Source organism: Actinoplanes sp. SE50/110, assembly GCF_900119315.1.
Lineage (GTDB): Bacteria > Actinomycetota > Actinomycetes > Mycobacteriales > Micromonosporaceae > Actinoplanes.
Genome location: NZ_LT827010.1, coordinates 8,179,281 through 8,190,968 on the forward strand (window position 1 = coordinate 8,179,281; position 11,688 = coordinate 8,190,968).

Annotated in this window: 14 protein-coding genes; 5 read left to right on the plus strand and 9 right to left on the minus strand. The window is 72.6% G+C overall.

The window, feature by feature from the left end; all coding sequences use genetic code 11:
• Nucleotides 1–103 precede the first annotated feature (103 nt).
• A complete protein-coding gene (locus tag ACSP50_RS36430; protein ID WP_014694335.1) occupies nt 104–1,036 on the minus strand; it encodes an electron transfer flavoprotein subunit alpha/FixB family protein in 933 nt (310 codons plus the stop codon).
• 14 nt (nt 1,037–1,050) lie between these two features.
• Nucleotides 1,051–1,827, minus strand: a complete 777-nt coding sequence (locus tag ACSP50_RS36435) for an electron transfer flavoprotein subunit beta/FixA family protein (protein ID WP_014694336.1) — start codon at nt 1,825–1,827, stop codon at nt 1,051–1,053.
• Between the two features lie 366 nt (nt 1,828–2,193).
• On the opposite strand from ACSP50_RS36435, the gene ACSP50_RS36440 reads away from it, so the two are divergent.
• The 3 genes from ACSP50_RS36440 to ACSP50_RS36450 are packed head-to-tail and all read left to right on the plus strand — an operon-like array spanning nt 2,194 to nt 3,244.
• On the plus strand, nt 2,194–2,583 hold the full coding sequence (locus ACSP50_RS36440) for a YidH family protein (RefSeq protein ID WP_043512877.1): 390 nt from the start codon (nt 2,194–2,196) through the stop codon (nt 2,581–2,583).
• Nucleotides 2,580–2,879 (plus strand): DUF202 domain-containing protein, encoded by a 300-nt coding sequence (locus ACSP50_RS36445; RefSeq protein WP_014694338.1) that lies wholly within the window; start codon nt 2,580–2,582, stop codon nt 2,877–2,879. The genes ACSP50_RS36440 and ACSP50_RS36445 overlap by 4 nt, the downstream gene beginning before the upstream one ends.
• A gap of 38 nt (nt 2,880–2,917) precedes the next feature.
• On the plus strand, nt 2,918–3,244 hold the full coding sequence (locus tag ACSP50_RS36450; protein WP_014694339.1) for a PLDc N-terminal domain-containing protein: 327 nt from the start codon (nt 2,918–2,920) through the stop codon (nt 3,242–3,244).
• A gap of 60 nt (nt 3,245–3,304) precedes the next feature.
• Here ACSP50_RS36450 and ACSP50_RS36455 read toward each other — a convergent pair whose 3' ends face one another.
• The 5 genes from ACSP50_RS36455 to ACSP50_RS36475 all read right to left on the minus strand — a co-directional run bounded on the left by ACSP50_RS36455 (nt 3,305) and on the right by ACSP50_RS36475 (nt 9,033).
• Nucleotides 3,305–4,090 (minus strand): hypothetical protein, encoded by a 786-nt coding sequence (locus ACSP50_RS36455; RefSeq protein ID WP_014694340.1) that lies wholly within the window; start codon nt 4,088–4,090, stop codon nt 3,305–3,307.
• Complete coding sequence (locus tag ACSP50_RS36460; protein WP_014694341.1) at nt 4,083–4,604, minus strand: sigma-70 family RNA polymerase sigma factor; 522 nt, start codon at nt 4,602–4,604, stop codon at nt 4,083–4,085. Before ACSP50_RS36460 ends, ACSP50_RS36455 begins: the two co-directional genes overlap by 8 nt.
• Before the next feature lie 215 nt (nt 4,605–4,819).
• Nucleotides 4,820–6,430, minus strand: coding sequence for an acetolactate synthase (locus ACSP50_RS36465; RefSeq protein ID WP_014694342.1), 1,611 nt, complete (start codon nt 6,428–6,430; stop codon nt 4,820–4,822).
• Nucleotides 6,427–8,217 (minus strand): Hsp70 family protein, encoded by a 1,791-nt coding sequence (locus ACSP50_RS36470; protein WP_014694343.1) that lies wholly within the window; start codon nt 8,215–8,217, stop codon nt 6,427–6,429. The genes ACSP50_RS36465 and ACSP50_RS36470 overlap by 4 nt, the downstream gene beginning before the upstream one ends.
• Before the next feature lie 42 nt (nt 8,218–8,259).
• Nucleotides 8,260–9,033, minus strand: coding sequence for an enoyl-CoA hydratase/isomerase family protein (locus tag ACSP50_RS36475; protein ID WP_014694344.1), 774 nt, complete (start codon nt 9,031–9,033; stop codon nt 8,260–8,262).
• 77 nt (nt 9,034–9,110) lie between these two features.
• On the opposite strand from ACSP50_RS36475, the gene ACSP50_RS36480 reads away from it, so the two are divergent.
• Both ACSP50_RS36480 and ACSP50_RS36485 read left to right on the plus strand, forming a co-directional pair.
• On the plus strand, nt 9,111–9,572 hold the full coding sequence (locus tag ACSP50_RS36480; protein WP_014694345.1) for a DUF6232 family protein: 462 nt from the start codon (nt 9,111–9,113) through the stop codon (nt 9,570–9,572).
• Entirely contained in the window at nt 9,569–9,922 is a 354-nt protein-coding gene (locus tag ACSP50_RS36485; RefSeq protein WP_014694346.1) for a membrane protein, read from the plus strand. The genes ACSP50_RS36480 and ACSP50_RS36485 overlap by 4 nt, the downstream gene beginning before the upstream one ends.
• A gap of 25 nt (nt 9,923–9,947) precedes the next feature.
• Here the strand turns inward: ACSP50_RS36485 and ACSP50_RS36490 are convergent, their stop codons facing one another.
• On the minus strand, nt 9,948–10,805 hold the full coding sequence (locus ACSP50_RS36490; protein WP_369793977.1) for a ribokinase: 858 nt from the start codon (nt 10,803–10,805) through the stop codon (nt 9,948–9,950).
• 37 nt (nt 10,806–10,842) lie between these two features.
• Nucleotides 10,843–11,667: an ABC transporter ATP-binding protein gene (locus tag ACSP50_RS36495; RefSeq protein ID WP_014694348.1), complete on the minus strand. Its 825-nt coding sequence runs from the start codon at nt 11,665–11,667 to the stop codon at nt 10,843–10,845.
• Nucleotides 11,668–11,688 lie beyond the last annotated feature (21 nt).

Below are 11,688 nucleotides of genomic sequence, written 5' to 3' on the forward strand. Positions count from 1 at the left end.
CGCCGCGGCCGGGCGTGGACCCACGGGGCTGCGGCCGGACCCCGTACCGCGAAAAGGGAAACGGCCCGGCAGCGAACCGCCGGGCCGTAACGGGGAGCGAGCCTTACTTGCGCTTGCGGATCTCGTCCGCCGCCTGCGGGATGATCTTGAACAGGTCGCCGACCACGCCGAAGTCGGCGAGCTCGAAGATCGGCGCCTCCGGGTCCTTGTTGACCGCGACGATCGTCTTCGAGGTCTGCATGCCGGCCCGGTGCTGGATCGCCCCGGAGATGCCCAGCGCCACGTAGAGCTGCGGCGACACCGTCTTGCCGGTCTGACCGACCTGGAACTGGTGCGGGTAGTAGCCGGAGTCGACGGCCGCGCGGGACGCGCCGACGGCGCCGCCGAGCAGGTCGGCGAGCTCCTCGACCAGCTTGAAGTTGTCGGCGTTGCCGACGCCGCGGCCGCCGGAGACGACGATGCCGGCCTCGGTGAGCTCGGGGCGCGAACCCTTCTGCTCGGCGACCCGCTGGGTGATGGTGGCCAGCTTGTCCGAGTCGCTGACGGTGACCGCGAGCGCCTCGGCCGACGGCGACGCGGGGGCGGCGACCGGAGTGGTCGAGTTCGGACGGATCGTCACGATCGGGATACCGCGGGTGACCTTGGACTTGACGATCGTGGAGCCGGCGAAGACCACCTGGGTGGCGGTGCCGTCGGCGGCCAGCTCGACCGCGTCGGTCAGCAGGCCGTTGTCCAGCTTGACCGCCAGGCGACCGGCGATCTCCTTGCCCTCCTGGGTGGAGCCGAGCAGCACGGCGGCCGGCTGCACGCGCTTGACCAGCTCGGCGATCGCGGTGGCCTTGGGGGCCGCGCCGTGGTTCTCCACGTCCTCGCCGGACGCGGTGTAGATCTTGGCGGCGCCGAACTCGGCGAGCTTGGCCTGGTCGGCCTCGCCGAACACCACCGCGGAGACCTCGCCCAGCCCGCGGGCGATGGTGAGCATCTCGAGGGTGACCTTCTTGACGCCGGCCTCGACGACAACGAGTACTTCAGCCATGACGAGACCCTCTCTCAGACGAACTTCTCGGTGGCGAGGTACGCGACGAGCTGCTCGCCGCCGGTGCCCTCGTCGATGACCTTGGCGCCGCCGGAGCGGGCCGGGCGCTTGGCGAACTCCAGCACCTGGCTGGTGGCGCCGGCGAAGCCGACCTCGTCGGCGGACACACCCAGGTCGGCCAGGGAGAGGCTCTGCAGCGGCTTCTTCTTGGCGGCCATGATGCCCTTGAAGGACGGGTACCGCGGCTCGTTGATGGTGTCCCAGACGCTGACCACGGCCGGCGTCGCGGCGGTGACCACCTCGTAGCCCTCGTCGGTCTGCCGCTCGATGGTGAGCTGCGAGCCGTCGACGGTGAGCTTGCGGGCGCCGGTGAGGGCGGCCACGCCGAGGCGCTCGGCGAGCATGTGCGGCAGGACCTGGACCCGGCCGTCGGTGGACTCGGCGCCACAGAGGATCAGGTCGGCGTTCAGCTGACCGAGGGCGGCGGCGATCACCTTGGAGGTGGCCACCGCGCAGGAGCCGTGCAGGGCGTCGTCCTGCACGTGGACGGCCTTGTCCGGGCCCATCGAGAGGGCCTTGCGGATCGAGTCGGTCGCACCCGCGGGGCCGACCGTGAGGACGGTCACCTCACCACCGTGCGCCTCCTTGATCTTCAGCGCCTCCTCGATGGCGTACTCGTCCATCTCGTTGATGACGTTCCCCGGGCCCCGCTCGACCGTGTTGTCGCTCGCGCTCAGGGTGCGCTCGGCACCGGAGTCGGGCACCTGCTTCACCAGTACGACGATGTTCATCGCGCTACTACGACCCTCCTGTATTGAACGCACCGTTGCGATCGACTCTCGCACGTCGGCCGGCCAAGCCTGGCCGCGGGCATGACGAAAAGGTTACCCGCCAGTAGCTTCTCGATTGCCGGCCACCCGGAGTGACACACCTCACTAGCATTTCCATGAGGAGGTTTCCTGACATGTCCGGCACGGTGCACCTGACCGGCCCCCATCCTCTCGCACACCGCGGAGAAACGGAGCCGCACGCCCATGGCAGATCCGATCCTGACTCGCCCTGGTGCCGCTGCGGCCACCTCCGGGAGGCGTGCGTGAGTGACGAAGTACGCAATCTGTGGCATCACCTTCTTGACCGATCCGGTCAATAATCGGCGGGTGTTCGGTGGCCTGCTGCAGTGGTTCGACCCGGAGAGCGCCCACTCGGAGGGCACCACGCCGGATTACCGGTTCTCGCTGGCCAACGAACGGACCTTCCTGGCCTGGATCCGCACCGGCCTGGCGCTGATCGCCGGCGGCCTGGCCTGCGCCCAGTTCCTGCCGCCGCTGCCGATCGTCCGGCTCCGCGAGATCATCGCGATCGCGCTGCTGATCCTCGGCGGGGTGGTCGCCCTGCGTGCCGTTGATCACTGGGCGCGCGCCGAGCGGGCCATGCGGCTCGGTGTCGACCTGCCCCGCTCCCGGTTCCCGGCGATCCTCGCGATCGTCGTGGCGCTCGGCGCGGTGCTGCTGGTCAGCATGGTCCTCTATCGGATTTTCGCAGCATGAGCGATCCGGGCGCCGCCGCGCAACGCACCCGTCTGGCCTGGCGGCGCACCGGGATGTCGGCGGCCGCGGTCGCACTGCTCGCCGTCCGCCCCGCCTTCCACCCGGCGGCCGGGCCGGCGCAATGGCTGATCGCGGGCGCCGCGATGACCGGCTGGGCCACGCTGACCGGTCTGGGTCTGCACCGCTCCCCCGCCCTGCGGGCCCGCCCGCCGCGGTCGCCGGCCCGGACGATCCGGGCGTACGCGCTGATCACCGCGGCGTTCGCGGTCCTCGGCGGGCTGGTTGTCATGCTCTGATCGTCGCCGGTACGCCGCGGGCGGGGCATCATTGCGGCATGGTCCGGTTGTTCATCTTCTTGACCGCGGTCGCGCTGGTCCTGCTGATCCTGGCACTGATCGCCTGCCTGTCGGCGGAGCGGGTGCGTGTCCTGCCCCGGCCGTTCTGGGTGCTGGTGGTGGTGCTCGTCCCGCTGGCCGGCCCGATCGCCTACTTCCTGTGGGGCCGCCCGGTGCGGACGGCCGCCCGCCGCCCCGCCCCCCGGCCGTCCGCACCGGACGACGACCCGGACTTCCTGCGCGCGATGGACTCCGAGCAGTCCCGCCGCGACCGTGAACTGCTCGCCCAGTGGGAGCGCGAGCTGCACCAGGACGACGAACCTTAGAAACGACCGCCAACCGGTGTCACCGGGCCGGGACGGATGCACGCGCCGACCGCGAGGCCATCATGATGGGCCGGACGAATCGGCGAGTTCGCCGGTCCCCATTTTATCCGTCAGTTTCCTCGCCGAGATGTCCTTGATGGTCGTTCCGTCGGTGAGTGTCATCGTGAAGGTGATGCCGGCGCCGTCGCCTGCCTTCTGGGGCAGCCAGGCCAGGAAGTAGTGGTCGTCGACGGTGGCGTGTACCGTCCTGCCGTCGGGCACGTTGACGTCTACCGCGGTGACGTCGGTGCCGAGGTGCCCCGCCATGATCAGGATGTAGCCTTCGCCGGCTTGCAGCTCACCCCAGCCCTGCAGCTCGATACCCGTGCGGCCGAGCGCTTCGTCACTGACCGGTCGCCCCATGTTGCTGGGGCTCCGCACGGTGCCGGTGCTGTCTCGGAAGCAGGTGGTGACCCAGTCGTGGGTGACGATCGAGAGGAAGCCGTATCTCCCGCGGCGCTCGGAGACGATCTTGCGGGCGGCGGCCAGCTGCGCCGTGGTGTAGCCGAAGAGTGGATCGATCTTCGCCACACAGCCCCGGCTGATGGCCTGGACGTCCCCGGCGGACAGCGTCTCCGGACTGGCGGTCCACGAGGCGTAGGCGGCTCCGTTGCGGTCATCGCCCAGGCCGGGCATCGCCAGGACCGCACCGGTGACCGCGATCACCGCTGCGCCGGTGACCGCCCAGCGCCGGGCGTGCCGGCGCCGGCCCATCCGGCCGGCCCTGTGCTGCACGGTGGTGAAGTCGGGCTGGCGCACCGCGTCACCGACATCGGAGCGCAGCTTGTCGAAGCTGGGTTCACGCATGGCCTACCTCCGCGGGCAGTGGGTGGAATTCATCGTCGGCAAGATGGTGGGCGAGCGCGGCTCTCCCTCGGGCCAGCCGGGCCTTGACCGTGCCCACCGGCACGTTGAGGGTGGCGGCGACCTCCGCCACCGACAGATCGGCCAGGTGGTGCAGCACCACCGCTTCCCGGGTCGGTGTCGCCAGCCGCCGCAACGCGGCGAACAGCGCCACCCGATCACTGGATATCCCCGGTACCGCGGCCGGGGCGATCGCCACACGGCCCGAACGGACCAGGCGGTCGAACAGCCACCGCCGCCGGTAGCGGGTCCGGGCGACATTGAGGGCCGCGACCCGCAACCACCGCTCGGCGTCGTCGGCCCGCAGGAAGGACTGCGGCGAGGCCAGCACCCGCGCGAAGGCCTCGTGCACGGCGTCCTCCGCCTCGGCAAGGTCACCTACCAGGCCCGTGGCCTGGATGACCAGCCGTCGGTAGTAGGCCTCATATGCCTGCCGTACGCGTTCCTCGGCATCCACGCACCCTCCCCGTTGTCGCCGGTTGTCAAAGGAAGGACCAACAGGTCGACCGTACGGTTGCCTCAGGTGCCCGCTCATTTCGATCGCGGTAGCGGTCTCACCGGATCGAGCAGACCCGGACGCTGAAATAGGGATGTGAACCCGTCGCGTCCCGTGACTGTCCGGATCGGACGATCCGTCGCCGTCTACGGGTATGGGCCGACATGGGTGTCGCTCTACGCCAGATTCGCACTCCGGGGGTACGCGTCGGCCGGATCCGTGAGGACGTTGACCAGGTAGGGGACGCCCGAGTCGAACGCGCGCCGCAGGGCCGGGCCGAGCTCGGACGCCCTGGCCACGGTCTCGCCGGCGCCGCCCAGCGCGCGCACCACCTCGTCGTAGCGCAGGCCCGGCTGCAGATCGGCGGCCACGTCGAAGCCGTACAGCGCACGCATCGGGTGTTTCTCCAGACCCCACATGCCGTTGTTGCCGACCACGATCACCGCCGGCAACCCCTGCCGGACCAGGGACTCCGCGTCCATCAGGGAGAAACCGGCGGCGCCGTCGCCCATCAGCACACAGATCTGCCGGCCGGGATGGGCGACCCGGGCGCCCATCGCATAGCCCAGGCCGGTGCCGAGACAGCCGTACGGCCCCGGGTCCAGCCAGGTGCCGGGCCGGGCGGGCTCCAGGAATCGGCCGGCGTACGACACGAAGTCGCCGCCGTCGCCGATCGTGACCGCGTCCGGGGCCAGCACCCTGCGCAGCTCCCCGTAGACGCGGGCCGGCCGGATCGGATCGGTCTCGGCGGCCATCGCCTCGGCGTCGCGGGCCCTCGCCGCGTCCTCGACGGCCCGCAGCGTGGTGATCCACTCGGGGTGCCCGCCCGTCGTACCGGCCAGCGCGGCGAGAATCCGGCGCAGGTCCCCGGCGGGCGAGACAGCCGGGGTGACGTGCGTCGCGCGCTGCTCCGGCGCGTCCACGACGTGCACCACCCGTGCGGACCCGAAATCGCCGAATCCCAGCCGGAAGTCGAGCGGGGTGCCGATCACCGCGACCACGTCGGCCTGGCCCAGAGCGGTCCGCCGGGCCCGGGAGAAGGCGAGCCGATGCCCCGGCGGCAGGGCGCCCCGGCCCATCCCGTTGGTGAACACCGGCACGTCCAGCGCCTCGGCGGCGGTCCGCAACTCGGCGACCGCGTCGCCGGCCCACACGTCGGAACCGGCCACGATCACCGGGCGGGCCGCGTCCCGCAGCAGCCGGGCGGCCGTGGCCACCTCGTCCGGGTCGGGCTCCAGCACCCCGATCGCCGGCTCGCCGGGCGCCGCGGCCCGGCCGGTGGAGAAGATCACGTCGAGCGGGACGTCCAGGAAGACCGGGCCGCGGTGCGGGGTGAGCGCCGCGGTCAGGGCCGCCCCGATCGCGCCCGGGATGTCCGCGGTGCCGGTGACCGTCGCGGCATACCGGGTGACCGGCGCGACCAGCGGCACGTGGTCCAGCTCCTGCAGGCTGCCCGAACCCCAGCGGAAAGCCGGCGCGCGGCCGCCCAGCACCAGCACCGGGGAGCCGTTGACATAGGCGCTGGTCAACCCGGAGATGCCGTTGGTCACCCCCGGGCCGGCGGTCAGCACGGCCAGACCCGGGCGACGGGTCAGCTTGGCCACCGCCTCGGCCGCGAAGACCGCGGACTGCTCGTGGCGGACGTCGTAGAGCCCGAAACCGGACTCGTGGGCGGCCGCGTACAGCGGGAAGACGTGACCGCCGGAGAGGGTGAACATCTCGGTCACCCCGAAGGCCCGCAGGGCCGCGAGCGCGAGCTCCCCGCCGTGGCCCTCGACCGGCGTCATTTCTGGTCTTGGTACAGGTGCAGCAGGGTGCCGATGTCCTGGAAGACCTCGACCGCGTCCCTCTGCAGCGGTTTCCCGTTGCCGTAGCCGAAGGACAGGATCAGCGCGGCGAGCGGGACGCAGATCATCGTCAGCACGCTGAGCACGATCTGGAAGAAGCGCAGCGTCCGGCTGCGGCGCCGCTTCGACCCGGTCGGTCGTTGCGGCTGCTGCTGTTGCCGGGGTGCCGGCTTGGCCCTCTGCGGCGGCTTGGGCCGCTGCTTCGGCGCCGGCGGCGGGGCGACCACGGCACGGCCGGAAGCGGTCGTCTGCGGCGCCGCTTTCGGCGCGGACTGCCGATGCGGTACGGGTGTGTGCCGCATCGCCGGCGACGGGCTGGTCGGGAGGGTGGCATCCGGGTCGGGCTGCCACGTGGGCGGCTCCGCGTCCGCCCACGGGTCGACCGGCGGCCGCAGGTGCAGCGGGACGACGAGCTCCGGGCGGATCTCGGTCTCCCGGTTGTCGACCGGGTCCGGTGTCGTCATCGTGACCGGCGTCGTCGCGGCGGGCGCGGTTTCGGCCGCCGCCGGGGTGGGCGTCGCGGCGGGCGCGGGCACCGGCGTGACCTCGACCGGCTCGGGCGCCGGAGCCACCGACGCCACCTCGGTCTCCTCGCCGAACGTCTGCGACGGCAACCGCATCTGCCCGGTCAGCCCGGGCGCGGCCGGCTCCGAGGTCAGCAGCGCCGCCTGGGCCAGGATGCTGCCCTCGGCCACCACGAGCTCGGGCTGCTCGATCACCACCGGCGGCTCGCCCAGCTCGCGGTGCAGCAGGGTGGCCATCAGCGGGATCCGGCTGGCGCCGCCGACCAGGAACACCCCGGCCAGCCGGCCCTCCGGCAGGTCGGCGAACTTCAGCAGGTTCTGCGTGATCCGGACGGTCTGCTCCAGCACCGGGCGGGCGACCTGCTCCAGCTCCTCGCGGGTCAGGTGCACCTCGGTGTCCAGCAGCGGGACCACGAAGTCGGCGGACTGGGCGCGGGACAGCCGCTCCTTGGCGATCCGCACGTCGTCCCAGAGGGCGCGGCGGGCCCGGCGCTCCTCGACCGTGGACGGCTCCAGCACCCGCTGCCAGGAGTCGCCGCGCAGGTGCTCGACCAGCGCGGCGTCGACGTCCAGGCCGCCCAGGTCGTCGCGGCCGTCGACGGCGAGCACCTCGAAGCCGGTGGCGGTGCGCGAGACCAGGCTGGCGTCGAACGTGCCGGCGCCGAAATCGTGCACCATCAGCACCGAGCCGATCGGCACGTCCCGGCCCAGCACCTCGGCGAAGTACGTCGCGGCGGCGACCGGCTCGGCGACCAGCCGCACGCCGGACAGGCCGGCCCGGGCGGCCGCCTCGGCCAGCAGCGTGCGCCGGGTGGCGCCCCAGGTGGCCGGGCAGGTCAGCGTGGTCTCCGGACGGTACGGCCCGACGGCGCGGTGCCACTCCTCGACCACCCGGGCGAGCACCGCGGTGATCAGGTCGACGACCTCGAACTCCTGCTCGCCGAGCAGGACCGAGCCGTCGTCGACGCGCCGTTTCGGGTTCGGCTCGAAGCGGGCCGGCTCCAGCCGGGCGCTGTGCACCGCGTCCCGGCCGACCAGCACCGTGCCGTCAGCCTGGGCGAACACGGCGGAGGGCAGCAGCGGTGAGCCGTCGACCAGGATCGGACGGGCACGCCCGTCCGGCCACCGTGCGACGGCGACGGTGTTCGAGGTGCCGAAGTCGATGCCGAGGGCATACTTCGGGCCTCCCTGGTCGATGGACATGCCCCGCAGTCTAGGCGGTCCCGGTGACAGGACCACGGCTCGCTACTGTCCGGTGAACTTGGGCTTGCGCTTCTCGACGAAAGCGGTGGTGCCCTCCACCCGATCGTCGGTGGCGAACAACCCGGCGAACAATTGCGACTCCAGCGCCAGACCCGCCGGCAGATCCATGCTCAGGCCGGCGTCGATCGCCTGCTTGGCGGCGCGCAGCGCCAGGGCCGGCCCGGTGACGAACGGGCGGACCAGGTCGAGTGCCGTCTCGTACACCTTCTCGGCCGGGACCACCCGGTCGGCGAGGCCGATCCGCAGCGCCTCGTCGGCCTCGACCATCCGGCCGGAGAAGATCAGCTCCTTGGCCCGGGCCGGGCCGATCAGCCGGGCCAGCCGCTGGGTGCCGCCGGCCCCCGGGATGATGCCCAGCTTGATCTCCGGCTGGCCCAGCTTGGCGTCCTCGGCCACCACCCGCCAGTCACAGGCCAGGGCCAGCTCGCAGCCGCCGCCCAGGGCGAACCCGGTGACCGCGGCGACCACCGGCTTGGGGATCCGGGCGACCGCGTCGAACGCCCCGGACAGCGCCGCGGCCCGGCCCACCATGTGCTGGTAGGTGACCGTGGTGAACTCGGTGATGTCGGCGCCGGCGGCGAACACCTTCGCCCCGCCCCAGACCACGACGGCGCGCACCGACTCGTCGCCGGCCGCGGCCGTGGCGGCCGCCCGCAGCTCCTCCTGGACCTGGGTGTTCAGCGCGTTCATCGGGGGCCGATCGAACCGGATGGTGCCGATGCCGTCCGCGATCTCCAGCCGTACGAACTCGCCCACGCCGACCTCCGTTGGTAGCCGTTTGGACGCCAGCCTACGACGGGTACCGGTTAGATTGGGTCCCCGGGGGAGGAGAGATGACCACGTACTACCGGGATCCGGACGTGCTGATCACTTCGTCCGGGATCCATATGAACGGCCGCGACTTCCGGCTGCCCGAGGTGCGCCGGATCTGGCACACCAGAGGTGCCCGGTCCTGGTCGGTGATCGCCCGGCGCGGCGCGCTCGGCCTGGCCATCCTGTCGCCGCTGGCGGTCGGCGCCCTGGCGGTCGTGGTGGCGCTGCTGCTCCACACCGATGCGCTGCACACCGTCGCGATGCTGATCGGCGGCGTGCTGGTCGGGCTGGCCGTGGTGCCGGTCGCCGACCTGCTGCTGGAGCGGGTCGACCGGTCCTACGACGCGGGCAGTCGCACCATCGAGATCTGGGGCCGGGTGCCCGCCGGCGACGTGCTGCTGCTGCGCACCACGAACGCGCAGCGGTTCGGCCGGATCTACCGGGCCCTGCTGCGCGCGCTGGAGCCGGCGGTGCCCCGGTGAGGCGGGACGCGGCCGGGCTGGCCGCCCTGCTCACCACCAGCGGCGTGCTGCACTTCGTGGCGCCGAAACCGTTCGACGCGATCGTGCCGCGGGCGTTGCCCGGCTCGCCCCGCACGTGGACCTACCTGAGCGGGGCCGCCGAGCTGGCGGTGGCCGCGGCCGTCGCCCATCCGCGGACCCGGCGGGCCGGTGGACTGGCCGCCGCCGCGCTGTTCGCCGCGGTCTTCCCGGCCAACGTCAAGATGGCCTGGGACTGGCGGCACGCCCCGCCGGCCCGGCGGGCGATCGCCTTCGGACGGCTGCCGCTGCAGGCGCCGCTGATCGCCTGGGGCCTGCGGGTCTCCCGGTGAAGCCGGGCGCACCCCGGCCCGATGGTCAGCCGGCGAAGATCGCTTCGATCTCGGCCCGTTCCGGCAGGGCGTTGCTGGCGCCGACCTTGCGCACACAGGCCGCGCCGGCGGCGTTCGCCCAGCGCACCGCCTCGACCAGAGCGCGGCCCTCCGCCCAGGCGACCGCGAGGGCGCCGGTGAACGCGTCGCCCGCCGCCGTGGTGTCGGCGACCTCGACCGGGAAGGCCGGCACGTGCACGTCGGTGCCGTCCCGGTCGGCGTAACGGGAGCCGTTGCCGCTGAGCGTGAGCACCACCCGCGGCACCAGCGCCAGCAAGCCGGACATCGCCGAGGAATCGGTGATGTCGGTGAGGGCCCGGGCCTCGGTCTCGTTGACCACCAGCAAATCAACCAGGTCCAGCACGGAGGGCCACAACTCCCGCGCGGGCGCCGCGTTCAGGATCGTCCGCGTCCCGGCGGCCCGGGCCGCGGCCAGTGCCGCCGCCACCGTCCCGGCCGGGATCTCCTGCTGACAGAGCAGCACGTCGGCCCCGGCGATGCAGGCCCGCTCCGCCTCGGTCAGGTCCACGAACGTCCGGTTGGCCCCCGGGCTGACCAGGATCGAGTTCTCCCCCGCCCGGTCCACCATGATCACCGCGACGCCGGACGGGCCGTAACTCGTGCGCACGTGGGCCATGTCGACCCCGGTCGCGGCCAGCCGGGCGCCGAGCGTCACGCCGAACGCGTCGGAGCCGATCGCGCCCAGGAACGTCGTGGCGGCGCCGGCCCGGGCCGCGGCGATCGCCTGATTGGCGCCCTTGCCGCCGGGGGTCATCACGAAGTCGTCGCCGAGCACCGTCTCGCCGGGCCGCGGGAGGGTCGCGGCCAGGCCGACCAGGTCCATGTTGGCGCTGCCGACGACCACCACCCGGGGTGGCACGTCAGGCCGCCCGGGCGGTGTACCGGTCGCCGAAACGGTCGACGAGCAGCGGCAGGCCGAACGTCTTGGTCAGGTTTTCCGCGGTCATCACCTCGCCGAGCGGGCCGGCCGCGACCACACTGCCCTCGCGCAGCAGCAGCCCGTGGGTGAAGCCCGGCGGGATCTCCTCGACGTGGTGGGTGACCAGCACCATGGCCGGCGCGTCCGGGTCGAGGGCCAGCTCGGTCAGGTGACCGATCAGGGTCTCCCGGCCGCCCAGGTCGAGACCGGCGGTGGGCTCGTCGAGCAGCATCAGCTCGGGGTCGGTCATCAGCGCGCGGGCGATCTGGGTGCGCTTGCGCTCCCCCTCGGAGAGGGTGCCGAACTCCCGGTCGGCCAGCGCCCCCATGCCCAGCTGGGCGAGCAGCTCCCTGGCCCGGGCGACGTCCTGCGGGTCGTACTCCTCACGCCAGCGGCCGACCACCGACCAGGCGGCGGTGACCACGACGTCGAGCACCTTCTCGTCCGGCGGGATCCGGTCGGCGAGCCGGCCGGTGGTGATCCCGACCCGGGTGCGCAGCTCGTTGACGTCGACCCGGCCCAGTCTGTCGCCGAGCACCCAGGCCTGGCCGCGGGTCGGGTGCAGCCGGCCGGACGCGATGTTGAGCAGGGTGGTCTTACCGGCGCCGTTGGGGCCCAGCACCACCCATCGCTCGTCCAGCTCCACCTGCCAGGACAGGCTGTTGATCAGGTGACTCCCGCCGCGGACCACGCTGACGCGGTCGAACGCGATGACGGTGTCCTCGTCGGGCGGAACGGTTACGGCAGCCTCCAGCACGCCGTCCATCCAACCATGTGCGCGGACCGC

What these genes read in the sequence shown, in the direction of transcription:
- ACSP50_RS36470 (WP_014694343.1), bottom strand. Translation starts at nt 8,217, where the DNA reads ATGTCCATCGACCAGGGAGGCCCGAAGTATGCCCTCGGCATCGACTTC.
- ACSP50_RS36450 (WP_014694339.1), top strand. Translation starts at nt 2,918, where the DNA reads ATGGTCCGGTTGTTCATCTTCTTGACCGCGGTCGCGCTGGTCCTGCTG.
- ACSP50_RS36490 (WP_369793977.1), bottom strand. Translation starts at nt 10,805, where the DNA reads ATGGACCTGGTCGGCCTGGCCGCGACCCTCCCGCGGCCCGGCGAGACG.
- ACSP50_RS36455 (WP_014694340.1), bottom strand. Translation starts at nt 4,090, where the DNA reads ATGCGTGAACCCAGCTTCGACAAGCTGCGCTCCGATGTCGGTGACGCG.
- ACSP50_RS36465 (WP_014694342.1), bottom strand. Translation starts at nt 6,430, where the DNA reads ATGACGCCGGTCGAGGGCCACGGCGGGGAGCTCGCGCTCGCGGCCCTG.
- ACSP50_RS36480 (WP_014694345.1), top strand. Translation starts at nt 9,111, where the DNA reads ATGACCACGTACTACCGGGATCCGGACGTGCTGATCACTTCGTCCGGG.
- ACSP50_RS36435 (WP_014694336.1), bottom strand. Translation starts at nt 1,827, where the DNA reads ATGAACATCGTCGTACTGGTGAAGCAGGTGCCCGACTCCGGTGCCGAG.
- ACSP50_RS36445 (WP_014694338.1), top strand. Translation starts at nt 2,580, where the DNA reads ATGAGCGATCCGGGCGCCGCCGCGCAACGCACCCGTCTGGCCTGGCGG.
- ACSP50_RS36430 (WP_014694335.1), bottom strand. Translation starts at nt 1,036, where the DNA reads ATGGCTGAAGTACTCGTTGTCGTCGAGGCCGGCGTCAAGAAGGTCACC.
- ACSP50_RS36495 (WP_014694348.1), bottom strand. Translation starts at nt 11,667, where the DNA reads ATGGACGGCGTGCTGGAGGCTGCCGTAACCGTTCCGCCCGACGAGGAC.